The organism is Candidatus Scalindua japonica, assembly GCF_002443295.1.
GTDB lineage: Bacteria > Planctomycetota > Brocadiia > Brocadiales > Scalinduaceae > Scalindua > Scalindua japonica.
On record NZ_BAOS01000001.1, the window covers coordinates 18,023 to 34,976 of the forward strand.

The window sequence follows — 16,954 nt, forward strand, 5'->3', positions numbered from 1 at the left end:
CAGTAATCTACCTGACTAGGCCATGCATATTTATTGTGTTATGTAAAAAAATTAGTTAGAAGATTTCTTTACGCTTCTTTTATATCATACACTTGCCTGCGCCTTCTGGTGACATAGTTGAGAGGAATAAGTATGAACAGGAAGCTTATAAAACAAAACAAGGCATTCTTATCAATCATTACAATCCTTTTTATCTTTATTGGATCAGTTCTGTATTTTGGTGTAAACCAGATATATGAGCGAGAAGCAAAATGGAGACATGGTAATGCCGTTTCACAATTACTCTCTGCAAAGAAGAATATTAAAGTTTTGTTTGCTGACTTAGAGCATGATTTGCTCTTCCTGAGAAATATTTCAAGCACTAGAGAATATGTAAACAGTAATTATGAATCTATAGATTATAGAAGTGAAGTTGAAAAGCTACTTTACGAGTTCGCGAAAGTTTGTAAACATTATTATCAAATTAGTATTATAGATTCTTCAGGATCTGAAGTAATTGGAATTGATAATAAACAGGATGGTACCGCCGTGATTGTTTCTAAAACACAATTACAAAATAGGAAGAACAAAGACTATTTCCAGGAAGCCATAAAGCTGGATAACAATCAGATTTACGTATCACCAATACACTCAGGAATTCAGAAGGAAGAGATAGCGGTGCATAACTTTCCAATGATAGGGTTAGCTATACCTTTGTTTAACTCTAAAGGCGAAAAAAAAGGGATTCTTGCTCTGAATATGTATTTATCAAGGCTTCTTAAGATTTTACCTGAAAATATGTTTATTCAGACTGAGGATGGAAATTTAATCTCGTTAAGACAGGACGGATCTATTAGCTTTAATGGGTCTCAGTATGATTTTAGCGACAGCTCCGGTTGGATAGACATTTCAGATTATGAAACTATTCACTATTCTGATGTAGAGCTTCTTCCCGGCAAGGAATTAGTAGTGGCAATATTTCACAAGCACCCTATGTTGAAAGCAATTTTACAAAGATTGATATTAGTGTCTATAATACTTCTTGCCTTATTTCTATTTCTCATCTTGATTATTGGATATCTAAATCTCTTGAGATTCAGAGAACTAATGGGAGCGCAAAGGGCCATCATATTTTCTCTTGCTGAACTTGCCGAAAGGAGAGACCCTGAAACAGGGCAACATTTGGAAAGGACAAGAAAATACTCTGTGGTACTGGCGAAACAGTTACGCAATCATAAAAAATACCGAAGAATCATTACCAGTGAGTTTATCGAAGACCTTTACGATGCCGCTCCTCTGCATGATATTGGGAAAGTGGGGATACAAGATTCAATCCTGTTAAAAGAAGGAAAACTGACTGAGGAAGAGTTTGAAGAGATGAAAAGACACGTCCTTATAGGGAAGCAAGTGTTACAGGATGCTATAGACAAATTCAAACTCAGGCAATCATTTATTGTTATAGGTAGAAATATTTGTGCGTATCATCAAGAAAAATATAACGGTAAAGGGTATCCGGATGGCTTAAAGGGTGAGGAAATTCCTCTGGAGGCGAGAATTTTTACGCTGTGTGACGCTTATGATGCAATTAGATCAAAAAGGTCTTATAAGGGTAAACTGCCACATGGCGAGGCAGTCGGGAGAATTAAGTCTGATAAAGGCGAACACTTTGACCCGGATATTGTAGATGCTTTTTTGGAATGTGAGAAAGCGTTTGCTATAGAATAGTCTTGGCATATTAACTATAAATATTACTAAGTTAAAGTTATATGCTATTTTCTTTATCGTTTGAGAAGATTTTACTTTGAAATACTCAAACCTCGACTTCTAATACTCATTCTTCAGGAACAAATTTATGAAAAAAAAAGAGTTGGGCATAGCTTTGTTTAACAAATACACACATTTATTAATCTCTATTTTAGTTCTCTTTTTGTCTGGGCCGATTATTTCAAAACTAGATATACAGTATCAGTTATTGCCATGTTTCTTTATGGTAGTGATTATTCTTGCTTTACGGGCTATCTGTCTGAGTAGGTTAATATATTACACATGTGTCATTATTGTTCTATTGACATTTTTGATTCATAGTTTGACTGCCATTCAAGTCTTGCAATACCATAAACAGACAATCTTAATTCTTTTTAATTCTATACATGCGTTCATTTTCATTGTTTCGATCTATATCTTTATTTTACATATCTTTTCTGAGACAAAGGTGACTTTCGATACGATACAAGGAGGTATCTCAATTTATTTGTTGATAGGTATTTTTTGGACGTTTATTTACGGGATTGTCATAAATCTAAATAGCCAGGCATTCAACTTAATTATCAACGAAAATTCCATGAGATTTCTGTTCTATTTTAGTTTTACAACACTAACAACATTAGGATACGGTGACATTGTTCCAAAAAGTGAATGGGCTATGGTACTTTCAACATTAGAAGCATTAACAGGGCAAATCTTTTTAGTTGTTTTTATTTCACGACTAGTTGGTTTTCATATTGCTCAACATCTCAGAAAAACTACAGATTCTAAATAAACGGACAGAGGTATGAGATATGTCGCACTGTTAATTAGTTTCCTGGGGAGATTCCAAAACCTACATAAGTTTAAGTTGTTTTTTATTCATAAGTAATTATTAATGTTAGGTATGCCATGAAAAAAATATTAGTTAATATCATATTTGTGTTTGCCGTAGCAACAATTGTAGGATGTGTCTATGCCCCTCCAATGAAAGTAACAGTTTCCGATCTTGTTGATATGCCTTCCTTGTATAGAAACAAGAAGGTAGAGATATCAGGATATGTAGTCAGAAATGAGTATTCTGGTGACAGATTTGTAAACTGGCAATTGATTATCGAAGAAAACGGGAAGCGTATTTACTGCTATGAAAATGGTTATAATACAACCGTTATCGCTAAATGTGTGCATCTGGCAGAAGAGGCAAAGGTGAATAATGAAAAAATAATTGTCACCGGACAATTACGTGAAGGCGGATATCGTGATGTCACTAGTGATGATACTATCCTGGAACTAAAAACTTTTGAGTACAATGACCATAAAATAGACACGGACTACGAAAGAGATAAATGGTTGCACCCGGCTCACGATACTTATGACTTGCATAGTTATGGACATTAAGCAGCCATTTTGTAATTTTATCGTTTTAAGATTCTACACAAACAGTATTGAGTATCAAGAGTCCATTCAACATCTGAAGTACAACGACGCTACTTTGTCATAGTTTTATTTCCAACAATCCACTGCTTGAATTCCAACTATTAATTAAGTGAACATCTCTTTCACACCATCAATTAAATAAAAAATTAAACATAAACTCCATAGCAAAAATACGTTAAGGAGTATTTATAAAGATGAGCATCTTTTGGCATCAGGGTTGCGATTAGTATAGTTAGAACTTAAGAAAGAATACATGGAGTTAACGCTGTAGCCGCAGAAGTTTACTTCCTTGAAGGTTTATATAACAAGTCAATAAAGGAAGGAGAGACAATAATCGGAAAAAATAATTATTGTAAATAGTGTTTAGCTTTATTAATTAAAATTCTGTAAAAAAGAGGGGTAAGAAAATGCTTACTAACAAATATTTAAGTCTCGGATATGTTTCTATATTTGCCATAATCCTTGGACTGGCAATAAACACAACTTGTGTGAATACGGCACAAGCCACGGATCATAAAAAGATTGAATTCAAGGTAAAGGGGATGGGTTGTGAACATTGTGCTAAAGCAATAGAGACTATAGTCACACAGTGTTCGGGTGTTATGGGTTGTGCTGTAAGTTACAAAGATGGTAAGGCAACTGTAGAGATTGAAGCAGGCAAGCTTAAAGAAGTAATTGAAACGCTAGAACATGCAGGTTTTGAAATACCTCCGGGAGACATAGAGGAGATGTATTAACTTCAAACAAGGTGTTTAGAGAGTTCTGAAATAATTCCAGAATTAAACTTCCCATTATATGGGTGAGAGTGGCAAAAGCCATTCAGTAATATTTAAAGAAACAGTCTCCTTCTGTAAGCATGAGAATTATAGATATTTTTAATCACAATATACAGAAGGAGACTTATGTTATTGAATTGAGCACAAAGAAGTAAGGGTAGTTGGAGTAACGGTTGTCTAGCTCATATATATGTATTTACTTATTGCAAATCATCTAATCCAAAGTTTCTTTTCCTACTTCTCACTGCTCGAAATCCATGATATGAATTTTCTACAAATAAAGCCTGTTTTGTAATCAATATAGAATTTATTTTGGTTCTTTATATTTTTATTAAAGGGATGGAGTTGAAAAAAATGTTGAATAACAGATTTATAGGAATATTTGTTCTTACTGTCGCATTTGTCAGCTTAACGATGCTTGTGGGTAATTTTGCTTATGCTGGTGAAAAGCAGCCAGAGGGGACAGGACCTTCTGAAGCTTTGATTTTGCCCACATGTCCCACTTGTAAAAACGCATCTGCAGGTCATACGGAAGGAAAAGCGATAGCTGCATCGGTAATGGTTTGTCCGGAATGCAAAAAAGAGTTATCAGAGTTAAGAGTTTACCATTGTGATGAGTGCAAAAAAGAATTCCTGGCATGCCCGATGTGCCAGGGGACTTCAAAAGTAGTGACAAAGGCCCAGATTGTAAAAAGGTTCTTGCAACACAAATCAAGGTGAAATTATTAGTCTCTGTAAATTGGAAAATTGAGTACCCTGATTGCAGGAAAGAGTTTCACAAATAATTTCTTCAGGCAGGCGTAACCCTTCCGTTACGCTTTTGCATAATGAATTTTTATACCAAAACCTGATAAATGGTAAGCAAAAATATTAGTGGTACTGACTGCAATAGTATTTCCAATTGCTTGGATATTTATGAGGATACTTGTTCTTGTCGTTCACTGTGGGAAGAACCGCATTGTGAAAGGAGGAGCGTTATATAAATTTTTTGTGAATAAGTCGGTTTAGTGAATAGTATCAGCTTATATTGGTTTTTTGTGTTTATTGTTTATAAGGAAGCGGCGGTTTATATGCAATATATGTTGTAAGTGTGGCTTTTATTAGCAAATAGATTTTTATAAATTTTAATTTTGGAGGCAGATAAATGAGAAAAGCTTTATTCCTCGGACTTGTTTTTATCTTTTTACTTGGTTTATCAATTACTTATACAAAGCACCTGGCACACGCAGGAGAGGACGGGAAGGTGATAGACCGTGTATGCACCATGCAGATTGATAAGGATTCGGCAAAGACACTAAAGAGCGAAGGGTATACCTACTACTTTTGTTCTGACCATTGTAAAAGCACCTTTGCAAAGAACCCTGAGAAATACGCATGCATATGTCAACGACTTCATGAAGGATGTGACTGCGGTCACTGTGCAGGAAAGGGTGGACCATGTATGTGCGCTGAGGCCCATGCAGAATCCCATACAGGGGGACAAGGGCACGACCATGACCATGGCCATGAGGGGGGAGGACACGGCCATTCGTGAAATAATGAATACAATTCCTCTCAATCATTCTTTACAAGAAGGTGGTTGAGGGGTGGGGATATAAAAAACCATTTTTAAATATCAGTATGGAGAGTGTTGAGGGCACAAGCATAGATGTAAAGACCGAATATAATTCCCCATCCTCCACTTTAGTACAGAGAGGACTAGGGGGATTAATAAAGTGTTGGATGCATTGAGGAGATTATACTATAAAACTTGATCTTGAGGCAGGAAGGGAATACCAGTTTCGTTACCTTATTGATGAAGCAAGATGGGAAAACGAGTGGAATGCTGACAGATATGTAAGAAGCCATTATGGAGATAGTGATAACTCCGTTGTTGTTACTTATTAACGGATTTCAATTATTTAAACAGGTTTTACAAAAGATAAAGTACACGGTTAATTTTTTTGTGTAAAAAGGAAATAAGAAATGAATCAACCTCATGATAATTGGTCAAAATATTATGATTTTGTTTACCAAAATGCTCTTGGGGATTTCTATGACAATGTAACAAATGAAACATTAAATGTAATTAATGAGTTGTTACCTGAGGGAAAGGTTATTGATTATGGTGCAGGAACGGGAAGAATAACGATACCACTAAAAAAGCAAGGCTTTAAAGTAATAGCTGTTGAAAAAAGCTCGGGAATGGCAAGTGAAATAAAAAAGAAGTGCAAAGAATATTGCTTAGATATTCCTGTGCATAATTGCTCAATTAATGAATTTAATAATGAGGAAGTTGATTTGGCTTTAGCCTTATATGCAGTTCTTAATTATTCAATAAGTGAGGGTGAATTAAAACGTAACATTGTCGCTATGTATAATCAACTGAAACCCAATGGGTATTTGTTTTTTGACCTTCTTGGGTTGTGGTTCTTTAAGATTAAAGAAATCATAAACGTTAGTTTAGATGATTTTTCTCATCGTGAATGGCTGACACAACATGAAGAAAATATTTACACATATCATCTGGAAGGTTGTGGAGTATTGTATGGAAGCGAATTTCATTTTAGCGAAGAGTTTTTAATAAGATATTGGAATTTGAAAACGGTAAACAATATATTCATAGAAACAGGGTTTGAAGAAGTAAAAAAAATTTTTCCCCAATTATCTTCAGAAAGTTCAACTTATAAGCTTTACAAGAAACTATGAATATATTGAAGCAAAGGTGTTGTTTAAAAAATGGAGATTATACTATAAAGCTAGATCTTGAGAAAGGAAGGGAATATTAGTTTCATTACCTCATAGATGAAGCAAGATGAGAAAATAAGTGGAAAGCTGACAAATAGGTAAGAAACAGTTATGGAGATAGTGATAACTCAGTTGTGGTTACTTATTAATGGATTTCAATCATTTAAGCCGCTTGTGCAAAAAACAAAACGAGAGGTTTGATTTCTGTTTATCCATCTTTTCTTTTGGCAGGAAGCTGTTTTACTTGCCATTGAGTTAACAAAAAAGAGTTAGGAATATGACTACTATTCTTCTTGTTGAGAACAATAAGAATCAACGCTTGCTTTATGACCAGGAATTCAGGCATGAAGGTTATGAAGTCGAAATTGCAGATGATGGTAAAGAGGCTTTAGAAAAAGTTCTGAGACTTTCAATAGACATCATCATATTGGATATTAATTTATCAAAAATGTATGGTATTGAAACAATGGGCAGGATATTAAGTAGAAACAAAAATATCCCGATCATTATTAACACTGCCTATAGCAATTATAAGGATAATTTTATGTCATGGACTGCAGATGCTTATCTCGTCAAATCTTCAGATTTGTCTGAATTAAAAAATACAGTTATAGAACTACTTACAAAGAAAGGAGATTCGAAATGAATTGCATTACGCGTAAAATATTAATACTTACTTTTTTGGTTTGTTTAAGTAGTATTTATCTCAATAGTAATCTATGGGCAAGTGGATGCTGTGGAGGAGGGAATAGTGGCAAGAAATCAGGTATGCATTCAGATCAAAAAATGGCAGACGTGAAGAGTGAAAGAGCCGATGTTATAAAAGATCCTGTATGTGGTATGGAGGTCAACGGCTTAAAAAAATCACCCTCAGCAGTGCACAAAGGGAAGGATTACAACTTCTGTTCAGAATACTGTAAAAAGACCTTTAAAAATGATCCCGCTTCCTACACATCTGAAACAGAACATCAGTATAGCGATGGTTGAGGTGATATATCACTGTAGATACCTTTTAGCAGCAAGTGGATAATGTATGGATTAGTAAAGCAATAAATTTAAGGAGGTGATGTTTGTAGTTTAACATATTTTTAAAGGTTATTTTATTAACAAAATTTGAATTAACTATAAGGAGGGGTAAATGAAAATCAAATCGATTGTATCAACAGTGCTTATTGCTCTGTTCGTGGCTATGGTCGCTGTAGGATGTGCCGATACAGGTGGGGGAATGGGCGGGCAAAATCAGGACTCCCATTCCGGCCATTCCCACTAAGACTCTTTTGAGGAAAATCCGGTTAAGTGCGTTTGCACTCCTCCTTTCCCTTCATGGGATTGGAGGAGTATTACTAAAATCAGTAGGAAAAATAATGGTAATTTCAGAAAAAACGGAGCAGCTATTATAGATTTTGTTATGCATTTAATAAAATGATATTGAAAGCAAAATATATCTCCTGGGATGCGCTCCCCTGCCGGAATATAATTATTTAATGCAGAATTTTTCATCATAAGGAAGAAAATCTGCAATGCTAATACATTTTTCATTTTCAAATGAAAATCCAATTGGTCCACGTTTAATATCTCAAGGATATTTGCGAACTGTTAAAGGTTCTCGATACTGAAAAATGTACTTTTTCTGTTGAAAAGCTAAATCCGCTTTTCATTTATAAACAATGTGATGGAGAGGATTGTTATTTTACGGGAAAGTTAATATTAACGGATTCTGAATTTCTCTATCAAGGGTTCATTTCTGAGACTAAGGAAAGCTCTACAAAAAGATATTTTTTCATGCAATTCCGGTCTAGACTTTTTACAATTTACAATAGTTGCATATCGCGCATTTGCCTGTGTGAAATCCATCAATTAAGTAAGTGCCTCTCTGCTTCATTCTCGAAACAATAATGAATAATTCAATCTAGGTTCCTGCATTATCGTATGTTAAGTAATTATTTTGCAAATCGATCTCTTTTGGCATCTAAGTTGTTATTATTGTAATGTAAAATAGTATATTTATAATTTTATTAATTCTGCATTTGGAGATCAATAATGAGAAAAGCTTTAATCCTCGGACTTGTTTTTGCCTTTTTACTTGGTTTATCAGTTACTTATACAAACAACCTGGCGCTTGCAAGTTCCGTCAGAATGGTAACAGACCGTGTCTGTACTATGCAAATTGCTAAGGACAAGGCTAAAACATATAAGAAAGATGGCTATAAATATTACTTTTGCTCTAGAAAGTGTAAAAAGATCTTTAAGAAGAACTCGGAAAAATATGCATGTATATGTCCAAAAAAATCCGATGGGTGTGGCTGTTTTCACTGTAAAGGTACTGGCGAGTTATGTGATTGCTCAGAAATATCCGTTTATACGGAATCTCACTCTGGAGGACATGAACATGAGGAAGAGGCTGAGGATGAGAGCGGAGGACACAGCCATTGAATAAATATTGAATACAACCCCCAGCATCTATTACCTGTGTGGTTGTTATACATGTTTTTTAAAAGACGGTTACTCGTTAAATTAAAACACAATGTCAGACTTGAGGAGGTGGGAGTATGGCGATATCAAGAGAAGAAGTCCTAGCTCTGTATCAAGCAGGAGCGAAGTATTACGATTCAACTATAAATATGTTAAGCTTGGCTGGCTTGCGAATAAAAGCTTACCGCTCCCTTGCAATAGATAAATTGTCACTTCAACGTGGCAATTGTGTCATAGAGCTTGGCTGTGGAACAGGCTTGAACTTCCCTTTTCTTATGGATCAAATAGGGCAGGAAGGTCAACTGATAGGTGTTGATTTAACGCCTGAAATGCTTGACATTGCACGGAAGAGAGTTAAACGATCTGGCTGGAAAAACGTCGAATTGATACAGTCTGATATAGCCACCTATGATTTCCCAGAAAGGGCAAACGGTGTGCTTGCAGCAGGCCTCTTAGGCTACATACCCGAATATGACCGTATAATCAAAACGGTTTCCCAGTCCCTCTTACACGGTGGTCACATATCAATTCTTGACGGTAAACAACCAGAAGACTTATCGTCATGGTTGTCCGGCATCGTCCTTAAACTCGGAGATTCATATGGATATACGCCTGAGTATTTCAATGTTCGTCCTTGGAAATCCGTAGAACATTATTTTAAAGATACTAAATTTGAAACTAGGTATGGAGGAATGATTTATATTTCATCTGGGACTGTGCGTTAAAGATGGTCTAGCAATCTCATTAACTCAGATGGACAATTCCGCATCCAGCGTGTTATGCGGTTGTTTACAAATGACATTAGGTGTAGGTGTACTGCTGGATATTATTAGACGTACAATCTTGGAAAGCAAACCGGATTCGTCATTTATGATTTCTGTCAGTTTAGTTGCCCTAATTGCAAATGTAATATGTCTCGTGCTCTTAGCCAAACACAAGGATGGAGAAGTCCACATGCGGGCAACCTGGATCTTTACCAAAAATGATGTCATTGCAAATTTAAGCGTAATTACTGCGGGCATATTAGTCGCTTATTTTAGTTCTGCTATACCTGATTTAATTATTGGACTTATCATTTCTGCGATTGTTATTAGAGGCGGTGTTCAAATAATAAGTGAAGCTAAAGTGGCATACTAGAGTGAATAAATAACATAATGTCATAGCTCTTCTTTAAAAACTATAATTTTTCGATTTTAATTTCATCACGTACATTTTTTCTACTAGACTTATTGATCTTTACTTTTTGTAATCCTTTAGGGGTCTGAACAACATAATGACCATCAATAATACCAATGATTCTATACATGTGGTTATTGTCCGTCTCTAATTTTTTCTGTTCTAGTTGGGGTTTCTGAACATCATCAATAACAGACACAGGAGTCCGAATATTGTGCTTATTCATATTGTGAAAGATTTTCATAAAACCAAATCGAAAAATCAATCCGGCACATACAACCAAACCAACAAAGATTAGAATATGTTTAAAGGGAATACTTTTAATCTTTTCGCCTTCACCTATTATCATTGAACGGTACATTCCAAAGACCTTTTGATCTTGTTTTATTCTTTTTGTCTTAAAGCATTCATCACCAGAATAAAACTTATAGGTAAAACTCTTACCAATAGAATTAGAACGTCTTACTGCTTTTATTACGTACTCTGCAAGCTGTTGAAGCTCTCTTGCCAGACAACGGACGTCTTGAGTGATTAAATATATATCACAACCCAAATGACGATGCATCTGGAAGAAAAGAAACACATTTACATCATAATACTTACGATGAAAATAATTGCCACTCTGCGCTTCATCAATAATATAAATAACGTTAGAGTTCATGCAGAAAGTTTCTTGGTATTTATTGTCGAAAAAAGATGATAGTCCACCAGTATCAGTAATAAATTTGTCCAGGTCTTCACCAAGTTTCATATTCTTGATATTTGTATAGACTCTCACATCAACATTTTTTTCTTTAGGAACCCAAGAGTCTAATTCATCAGACCATGTGTAATAAGATTTTAAAACATGGTTGACCGCATAGTACGTTTTACCGGAACCTATTTTGCCTTGAATTAATCTTATAGCCATTTTATATTTTCCTCACAAATTTAAGCTTCTGGTCTTCAAAGTCCTTTTCATTAAAGAGAATTTCTACAGATAAGAGCAATATCAACTCTGTTTTAGTTTTATTGATATCCTCAGACCTGAATATTTTTCCAAGATAGGGGATATCACCAAGAAGCGGTATTTTTCTGACTTTCTTATTTATCGAGTTCTCCATTAAACCACCGACATAAATTTTCTGTCCGTCATTAATCAATGTAGTCATTTCAAGTGAGTTTTTAGTAAACGATGGTGAGTCAATCAAAGGATTTTGAACAGTTTGAATAATGTCACTGATTTCTTGATTTAGATATAATTTAACAACGTTGTTTTCTTCGACATCAACCTTGACGTTTAGTAAAACTCCAACATCACGATATTCAATATTTTCAGCTCGTAGACCATTAGCAGAGACAGAAGTCCCTTTTCTTATAGGTTCAGACCTGCCAATTTTAATTACTGAGCTTTGTCCGTCCTGGACTAATACATGAGGTTTAGAAAGTATCTCTACCTTGCTTTCAGAATTTAGAATGGTAATGAAAGAGTTTACATCTCTATGAAAAGTAAAAGCCTTGAGACCTTTACCGGCAAGACCAGATGTTAAAGACGTTATTCCCTCTGTTAATAATGACACTTGACCGCCTCTATTATTGTTCGTGTTAAAGAAGTACTCGACACCATATTGAAGAGCATCATTTAAGGTAACTTCCATAATAGTAAATTCGACCAGTACTTGCTTTGGACGTTTATCAAATGTTTTAATTACATCTTTAACTTTTTGATAATCTTCTATACTGGCCTTAATGATTAATACATTGATACTTCTGTTTTCAGTAATTGTAATTTCCGGGAAGACATCATTCAGTAAGGATTTAAGATTTTCAGAGCTTTCATATTGCAGGCGATAGAGATACACATTTTTTGAATCATCTGGCGAGATTTCTATATTAAGATCATTCAAGAATTCATTGTTATGAATCCCGTGTAATGCACCGTTTTTTATAAGTCGATAGTTTTTACTATTTAGAACAGTACGAACCATTTTGAGAATTTCACTCTTTTGAATTTTCCTTTAATTTCGATGTCTACAGAACCGATAAGCTCATCTACTATGATGTAATTCTCTTTGATAATACCCATCAAGAGGCGAACAACGTCTTTAAGTTCAACTTGGTCAAATTGCATATCAACATCAATTGCACCTTTTTCAAATTCCTTTGCCTTGCCCTCATTGACCTTCCATTGCCAGTTTTCGACATTTTTAGTTTTAGCCGTATTTGTAAAAAGTTTTTTTTCATGTGTCTTATCTAAAAGAGCGCATCCCGGAGTAAAAAAACATATTACAAATACTAAGACACAGATTTTTCTAAGCATTTATAGGACTTTCTTTTTAATATTGAAATTTCTGTAAGTAAAAAAAATCACGCCAAAGATAAGGCGTTTTTGTCATGCTTTTATATACTTCCAGAAACGTTTAGTTTAAAAGCATTGATAAAAAACGTAAATGAAAAGGGGGTTTGTGATTTCCTTTTCCGTTTTTTACTAAAAGATCAGGGTTGTACGATTTCAGTAGTTGTCTATAACCGAACAAATGGAATCATCCTGATTGCCATACGAAAGGCAACCGCAGACATGATTAACGAGAACCCTTCAACGATTTTCAGGTGTACCGCAAACCAAGCCGTAATGCCTGTAAAATTGATTAGATAGCTGTTGACTCCATAAGTACCGTCTATAGTGTTTAACGTGCTCATGACACCTTCAATCAACATATAGATAAGACGGCTAAAAAGAACAGGTAGAACCGTTATAACTATTGTCCAGATGAATAACTTCATAGCAGTAAACCGGACAACGCTATATCCTACCCAACTGCCAAAGGCCGATAGTAACCAACTCAATAATGCAGGCATTTGTTAAACTCCCTTGAATTAAATTATATTCCCATTGCTATAAAAACAGCCCTTATGGCCATTAATCCCAATACAAAGCTTCCAAACAGATCAACCATCCAATCAAGTGAACAGAAATCAATAGTCATGGATTTCCCAAACAGTGTCATGGGAAGTGAACACGTAGCACCAGTAACGTTGATCTGACTACCCGTGGCCAGAAGTACCAGAGGATTAGAGGCAAGATATCCGGTAATTAAGCCAGTCCAGTCCGTTTCTCCAACTTCTGAGACATCACCCGGAAGGCTTGCATCATAGGTAGAACTATCCGCAGTACCAATAGAACCAGAGACAGAACCAACAGGAATAGAGCCAGTATTATCAAGACCTGATATATCGTCTATACCGTCTTGATTAGCATCAGTAAAATTTCCCGGAGGTTGTGAAACCGGAGTTCCCGTACCACATACACCACCATAATCAATACCGGTTTCGTCCTGGTTCATTATCCCATCAAAGCAGGTTTCAGCAGGAGGGCACACAAGACCAAAGTTTAATTCACAAACTCCACCGCAATCAATACCGGTTTCATCCTGATTCTGTATACCATCAAAACAATCAGGCGCAGGAGGGACATCTTCAAGGAATTCGTAAAATTCAACCGGGAAATCATCTATTGTGCCCGAAAATGAATTACCCAAACCACCGGGAACAGGAACAGATTGAAACGTGCTTTGTTGGACACCATCAATAATAAGATCACCGCCAGTATATTTTGCAAAATGGTAAGCGGCGGTTGACGCATAATAACCAAATTCTACACCGGGTTGACTTAACTGTATGTCTGCCCACTCTTGGGTCATGCCAAATGTTTGACCATTCCAAGTCCATGCAGCATCTAACGCATTAAAAGTCGCAACATCAACAGGATATATTTTTTTCCCATTAACGGTACTTGTCCAAATCGGATAAACAAAAGAACCATTACCTTTAACATCAAAATCTACCTGACCCGTATTTGTATCAACAGCCGTTATGGTCTGCATTTGTCCATTACCCGCACTATCGAAATAATACATAACCGCGCCAACTGCCAAGCTGATGGCGGCATTAATGGCAACATAGGCAACCCATGGCGCAATTGCTTCTGCTTTTTTTTGATGATAATGTAAAGATGCAAAAGTCAAAGACAGTGTTAAACCGATAATTAATAGAATTTTTTTGATTTTCATTTTAAGAATATGTAATAGTGTGAATAACTTTTTTAACAACCCAGATAACCGCTAATAGTCCCACGATAGTGGAAGCAAATATAAAAATCTTTGTTGTGTCGATGCTGACTATTGAATAATCCATTTAAAACCTCATTTCATGTCAATAAAAATGCAGGCCAGCCTCTAGAAAGCCAACCTACATCCGGCAAGTAACCACTAAGAGCGGTTTGCCAGTTTGATAACCTTTTTTACTGCCCATATACCTGCAATAGCAGTTACAATTACACCTGCCAGAACAAGTACCTGAGTAGTATCAATGGCTAAAGTACTAAAATCCACGGTTATCACCTCCTTTCATGTTATAAAGGTTAAACTGCGTATTTAACACACACATAAGCCAGAAGAGAGCCACAGACCACACCAGCCAGGCCCATAAGAAAATTCTCTGACCACACACCCTGCAAGGATACGGAAGAGAGAAAAACATGTATTGAATTTAAAGGAGCACGAATTGACATCTGACCAGAACAGAGAAAATTAACTGGTTCCATTCCCGATGACATTCTTATTATTCCATTAATACCATTAGATGTAACTTCTATCAGGCCGTTATAGTTATTTGAACTGATAACCACATCAGCCATATCACCGCAATCGTAATTTGTAATAGCCAAGATCAACTCCTTGTCATTATGTTAAACAACCATCCAACCATCATGGACAAAACACCGAATGACAGTACCAAAGTAAAAAAATAATCAAACATCACATTTCCAGTTACATTAACCGGAAGAATGTCCCACACTCCACCCCAATCACCAAAAGCACCAATAAAAAACATTATTCCAACCTTTCCAATTCCAATTCCAATTTTAAGTTCAAGCTAAGTTTAAGAGGGAGGCTAGGGAAATCTCTCCATGTGCAGTAGAGCGTACCTCCCTCCTAAGAATGGACTACTTTTGTTTACCGCTGTTCAGCACGATATTTTGTGCATCCATACGTATTTCATTACCCGAAGGAAATAACTTGTTGTAATGAATATAGACGGAATCACAGATTTTCAAAAGCTGTTCACCTCTTACCCTGTCAGCAGGGATGTAAACCCGATACGTGTCTTGTAACTCCCTACACATAACCTTTAATCCAACTCCTTTTTCTCCTGCACTGACAGCACTTACAACCATTCCATTAAATATCGTTCCTGAAAATTCCATATACACCACCTTTCATAAAACTAAAAAAATAACCGGATCAGGTAGTTACCAAATCCACATTTAAAAAAGCCTCTTGAGACTTACGAATTACCATTTCATTAGATACTATTTCAATTAATCCAATCCTTACGGCTTCAAGAGCATACTTGACCAATTTGCTGTTAACACCAGACTTTTGAAAACTCAGATGAACGACTTCCTCTATAGTTCCTAACGTCTCGTACTGATCTTCCTCTTCAGGTGTAAGTTCTTCCATATCTTCGCTGCTCGTATCGTCCTCCTTCTTGCGTCCAAAACAGTTTCCAAACTTTGAAACCATTCTCTTTCCCTTCATATCAACAATAATCTCTTTAAGCCTGTCATCTTCAATATCAAGACCAAATTTCATAGAGTACTTTGATATCTCTTTTCCATACCCTTCAGTTACAGGTCTGATATCTGAAATTGTGCCAAGTCCAACTTTCATGAGAACATGCTCAAGGTCTTTTTTTAGTGGGTCTAGAAAATAACCATTGTCTGTAAGACACATATTTTCAACTTTACGATCTATAGCCAGATCAACGAGCATATGTGAATGAACATGCCAGCCAGTTCCCTCGTTGTACGTGACCTCTACGTGTTCAACTCCTCCCCGGATATACTTTTTCCACCATGTCTTTTCACGCTTTAGAAGTCTCATTGATGCCTTGTAACATTGGAAAGCCGTTTTCAAACTAAACCTATTCTGATCATTTGCAGTAACGGTTAAAAGATGAGGATTTACCATATCCTTACCCAGCTCTTCGACCTTGCGAGAAAGAATCGAAGCACGATATGCATTACACACAGGACAAACTCTGTCTTTACAACGCAATTGCGGTTCATACAAAATATTGGTTGGGTCTGTTTTCTTAACTTTCACGAAAATAGTATTTCCACATATACCCATCCTTTTAGCTCTGGAGTCCTGGTCAACTTCACGAATAAGCTTTTCAATGCGAAATAAAGCTCTTAACCTCCAGCTATTTTTAACGGTAACAAAGCTAGATTTCTTCTCATTCTTCACGGTACATTTACACATAATTTCACCTCCAAAAGGGTCATAAAAACGGCCAAAAATAGCCAAATTGTAAATTCTGTTATTTCAACGACTTAAAAAATCTGGTGCCAATTGCTTCTTAGTATCAAGTCATAGGGGTTCACCAATCTGAAACCAAAAAAAAACCAGTGTTTGCGTGCGCTTTGTGGGCGTACTCAACACTGGTTTTTTTAGTTGATATATTATTAATTTTAACTAAGCTATTGTTGTTATTCTTTTTCATTGGTGAATGGGAATAATGAACCGGAGGACATAAGTTGCCGCTTATGTCTTCCTTTTTTTTTGTAATAATAAAATTTAAAACAATTTAAAGTACGTTTA

The 16,954-nt window shown here is 35.8% G+C and carries 22 protein-coding genes; 12 read left to right on the forward strand and 10 right to left on the reverse strand.

The genetic code is table 11. From position 1 onward, the window contains the following. Positions 1-132 precede the first annotated feature (132 nt). From SCALIN_RS00085 to SCALIN_RS00145, 12 genes are all read left to right on the forward strand, one after another. Positions 133-1,704 (forward strand): HD domain-containing phosphohydrolase, encoded by a 1,572-nt coding sequence (locus SCALIN_RS00085; RefSeq protein ID WP_096892228.1) that lies wholly within the window; start codon positions 133-135, stop codon positions 1,702-1,704. 127 nt (positions 1,705-1,831) lie between these two features. After that, a complete protein-coding gene (locus SCALIN_RS00090; protein ID WP_096892229.1) occupies positions 1,832-2,518 on the forward strand; it encodes a potassium channel family protein in 687 nt (228 codons plus the stop codon). A gap of 116 nt (positions 2,519-2,634) precedes the next feature. Next, positions 2,635-3,120, forward strand: coding sequence for a hypothetical protein (locus SCALIN_RS00095; RefSeq protein WP_096892230.1), 486 nt, complete (start codon positions 2,635-2,637; stop codon positions 3,118-3,120). A 446-nt stretch (positions 3,121-3,566) separates the two neighbouring features. Next, complete coding sequence (locus SCALIN_RS00100; RefSeq protein WP_096892231.1) at positions 3,567-3,896, forward strand: heavy-metal-associated domain-containing protein; 330 nt, start codon at positions 3,567-3,569, stop codon at positions 3,894-3,896. A gap of 393 nt (positions 3,897-4,289) precedes the next feature. After that, complete coding sequence (locus tag SCALIN_RS00105) at positions 4,290-4,655, forward strand: hypothetical protein (protein WP_133111545.1); 366 nt, start codon at positions 4,290-4,292, stop codon at positions 4,653-4,655. Positions 4,656-5,079: 424 nt separating this feature from the next. Then, positions 5,080-5,469, forward strand: coding sequence for a YHS domain-containing protein (locus SCALIN_RS00110; RefSeq protein WP_096892233.1), 390 nt, complete (start codon positions 5,080-5,082; stop codon positions 5,467-5,469). Positions 5,470-5,900: 431 nt separating this feature from the next. Continuing rightward, positions 5,901-6,623, forward strand: coding sequence for a class I SAM-dependent methyltransferase (locus SCALIN_RS00115; RefSeq protein ID WP_096892234.1), 723 nt, complete (start codon positions 5,901-5,903; stop codon positions 6,621-6,623). A 316-nt stretch (positions 6,624-6,939) separates the two neighbouring features. After that, positions 6,940-7,308 carry a response regulator gene (locus tag SCALIN_RS00120; RefSeq protein WP_096892235.1) on the forward strand — a complete coding sequence of 123 codons (369 nt, stop codon included), beginning with the start codon at positions 6,940-6,942 and terminating at the stop codon, positions 7,306-7,308. Beyond that, positions 7,305-7,649 (forward strand): YHS domain-containing protein, encoded by a 345-nt coding sequence (locus SCALIN_RS00125; RefSeq protein WP_096892236.1) that lies wholly within the window; start codon positions 7,305-7,307, stop codon positions 7,647-7,649. Before SCALIN_RS00120 ends, SCALIN_RS00125 begins: the two co-directional genes overlap by 4 nt. A gap of 1,053 nt (positions 7,650-8,702) precedes the next feature. Next, entirely contained in the window at positions 8,703-9,095 is a 393-nt protein-coding gene (locus SCALIN_RS00135) for a YHS domain-containing protein (RefSeq protein ID WP_096892238.1), read from the forward strand. Between the two features lie 116 nt (positions 9,096-9,211). After that, on the forward strand, positions 9,212-9,859 hold the full coding sequence (locus tag SCALIN_RS00140) for a class I SAM-dependent methyltransferase (protein ID WP_096892239.1): 648 nt from the start codon (positions 9,212-9,214) through the stop codon (positions 9,857-9,859). 28 nt (positions 9,860-9,887) lie between these two features. Then, positions 9,888-10,271 carry a cation efflux transmembrane domain-containing protein gene (locus tag SCALIN_RS00145; RefSeq protein ID WP_096892240.1) on the forward strand — a complete coding sequence of 128 codons (384 nt, stop codon included), beginning with the start codon at positions 9,888-9,890 and terminating at the stop codon, positions 10,269-10,271. 40 nt (positions 10,272-10,311) lie between these two features. Here SCALIN_RS00145 and SCALIN_RS00150 read toward each other — a convergent pair whose 3' ends face one another. From SCALIN_RS00150 to SCALIN_RS00185, 10 genes are all read right to left on the reverse strand, one after another. Beyond that, on the reverse strand, positions 10,312-11,220 hold the full coding sequence (locus SCALIN_RS00150; protein ID WP_096892241.1) for a zonular occludens toxin domain-containing protein: 909 nt from the start codon (positions 11,218-11,220) through the stop codon (positions 10,312-10,314). A 1-nt stretch (position 11,221) separates the two neighbouring features. Then, positions 11,222-12,277 carry a type II secretion system protein GspD gene (locus SCALIN_RS00155; RefSeq protein ID WP_096892242.1) on the reverse strand — a complete coding sequence of 352 codons (1,056 nt, stop codon included), beginning with the start codon at positions 12,275-12,277 and terminating at the stop codon, positions 11,222-11,224. Continuing rightward, positions 12,259-12,609: a hypothetical protein gene (locus tag SCALIN_RS00160; protein WP_096892243.1), complete on the reverse strand. Its 351-nt coding sequence runs from the start codon at positions 12,607-12,609 to the stop codon at positions 12,259-12,261. The genes SCALIN_RS00155 and SCALIN_RS00160 overlap by 19 nt, the downstream gene beginning before the upstream one ends. A 203-nt stretch (positions 12,610-12,812) precedes the next feature. Further along, positions 12,813-13,148 carry a hypothetical protein gene (locus SCALIN_RS00165; RefSeq protein WP_096892244.1) on the reverse strand — a complete coding sequence of 112 codons (336 nt, stop codon included), beginning with the start codon at positions 13,146-13,148 and terminating at the stop codon, positions 12,813-12,815. 23 nt (positions 13,149-13,171) lie between these two features. After that, the gene (locus SCALIN_RS00170; RefSeq protein WP_096892245.1) at positions 13,172-14,359 is read right to left on the reverse strand and encodes a hypothetical protein; all 1,188 of its coding nucleotides are present in this window, start codon (positions 14,357-14,359) and stop codon (positions 13,172-13,174) included. Between the two features lie 198 nt (positions 14,360-14,557). Beyond that, positions 14,558-14,680 carry a hypothetical protein gene (locus SCALIN_RS23270; protein WP_261340979.1) on the reverse strand — a complete coding sequence of 41 codons (123 nt, stop codon included), beginning with the start codon at positions 14,678-14,680 and terminating at the stop codon, positions 14,558-14,560. A 29-nt stretch (positions 14,681-14,709) separates the two neighbouring features. Then, on the reverse strand, positions 14,710-15,015 hold the full coding sequence (locus tag SCALIN_RS00175) for a hypothetical protein (protein ID WP_096892246.1): 306 nt from the start codon (positions 15,013-15,015) through the stop codon (positions 14,710-14,712). 2 nt (positions 15,016-15,017) lie between these two features. After that, positions 15,018-15,182, reverse strand: a complete 165-nt coding sequence (locus SCALIN_RS21865) for a hypothetical protein (protein WP_162532080.1) — start codon at positions 15,180-15,182, stop codon at positions 15,018-15,020. Between the two features lie 112 nt (positions 15,183-15,294). Beyond that, the gene (locus tag SCALIN_RS00180; protein WP_096892247.1) at positions 15,295-15,555 is read right to left on the reverse strand and encodes a hypothetical protein; all 261 of its coding nucleotides are present in this window, start codon (positions 15,553-15,555) and stop codon (positions 15,295-15,297) included. A 37-nt stretch (positions 15,556-15,592) separates the two neighbouring features. Beyond that, positions 15,593-16,615, reverse strand: coding sequence for a protein rep (locus SCALIN_RS00185; protein WP_133111547.1), 1,023 nt, complete (start codon positions 16,613-16,615; stop codon positions 15,593-15,595). Positions 16,616-16,954: the final 339 nt, after the last annotated feature.

What these genes read in the sequence shown, in the direction of transcription:
- SCALIN_RS00085 (WP_096892228.1), top strand. Translation starts at nt 133, where the DNA reads ATGAACAGGAAGCTTATAAAACAAAACAAGGCATTCTTATCAATCATT.
- SCALIN_RS00090 (WP_096892229.1), top strand. Translation starts at nt 1,832, where the DNA reads ATGAAAAAAAAAGAGTTGGGCATAGCTTTGTTTAACAAATACACACAT.
- SCALIN_RS00095 (WP_096892230.1), top strand. Translation starts at nt 2,635, where the DNA reads ATGAAAAAAATATTAGTTAATATCATATTTGTGTTTGCCGTAGCAACA.
- SCALIN_RS00100 (WP_096892231.1), top strand. Translation starts at nt 3,567, where the DNA reads ATGCTTACTAACAAATATTTAAGTCTCGGATATGTTTCTATATTTGCC.
- SCALIN_RS00105 (WP_133111545.1), top strand. Translation starts at nt 4,290, where the DNA reads ATGTTGAATAACAGATTTATAGGAATATTTGTTCTTACTGTCGCATTT.
- SCALIN_RS00110 (WP_096892233.1), top strand. Translation starts at nt 5,080, where the DNA reads ATGAGAAAAGCTTTATTCCTCGGACTTGTTTTTATCTTTTTACTTGGT.
- SCALIN_RS00115 (WP_096892234.1), top strand. Translation starts at nt 5,901, where the DNA reads ATGAATCAACCTCATGATAATTGGTCAAAATATTATGATTTTGTTTAC.
- SCALIN_RS00120 (WP_096892235.1), top strand. Translation starts at nt 6,940, where the DNA reads ATGACTACTATTCTTCTTGTTGAGAACAATAAGAATCAACGCTTGCTT.
- SCALIN_RS00125 (WP_096892236.1), top strand. Translation starts at nt 7,305, where the DNA reads ATGAATTGCATTACGCGTAAAATATTAATACTTACTTTTTTGGTTTGT.
- SCALIN_RS00135 (WP_096892238.1), top strand. Translation starts at nt 8,703, where the DNA reads ATGAGAAAAGCTTTAATCCTCGGACTTGTTTTTGCCTTTTTACTTGGT.
- SCALIN_RS00140 (WP_096892239.1), top strand. Translation starts at nt 9,212, where the DNA reads ATGGCGATATCAAGAGAAGAAGTCCTAGCTCTGTATCAAGCAGGAGCG.
- SCALIN_RS00145 (WP_096892240.1), top strand. Translation starts at nt 9,888, where the DNA reads ATGGACAATTCCGCATCCAGCGTGTTATGCGGTTGTTTACAAATGACA.
- SCALIN_RS00150 (WP_096892241.1), bottom strand. Translation starts at nt 11,220, where the DNA reads ATGGCTATAAGATTAATTCAAGGCAAAATAGGTTCCGGTAAAACGTAC.
- SCALIN_RS00155 (WP_096892242.1), bottom strand. Translation starts at nt 12,277, where the DNA reads ATGGTTCGTACTGTTCTAAATAGTAAAAACTATCGACTTATAAAAAAC.
- SCALIN_RS00160 (WP_096892243.1), bottom strand. Translation starts at nt 12,609, where the DNA reads ATGCTTAGAAAAATCTGTGTCTTAGTATTTGTAATATGTTTTTTTACT.
- SCALIN_RS00165 (WP_096892244.1), bottom strand. Translation starts at nt 13,148, where the DNA reads ATGCCTGCATTATTGAGTTGGTTACTATCGGCCTTTGGCAGTTGGGTA.
- SCALIN_RS00170 (WP_096892245.1), bottom strand. Translation starts at nt 14,359, where the DNA reads ATGAAAATCAAAAAAATTCTATTAATTATCGGTTTAACACTGTCTTTG.
- SCALIN_RS21865 (WP_162532080.1), bottom strand. Translation starts at nt 15,182, where the DNA reads ATGTTTTTTATTGGTGCTTTTGGTGATTGGGGTGGAGTGTGGGACATT.
- SCALIN_RS00180 (WP_096892247.1), bottom strand. Translation starts at nt 15,555, where the DNA reads ATGGAATTTTCAGGAACGATATTTAATGGAATGGTTGTAAGTGCTGTC.
- SCALIN_RS00185 (WP_133111547.1), bottom strand. Translation starts at nt 16,615, where the DNA reads ATGTGTAAATGTACCGTGAAGAATGAGAAGAAATCTAGCTTTGTTACC.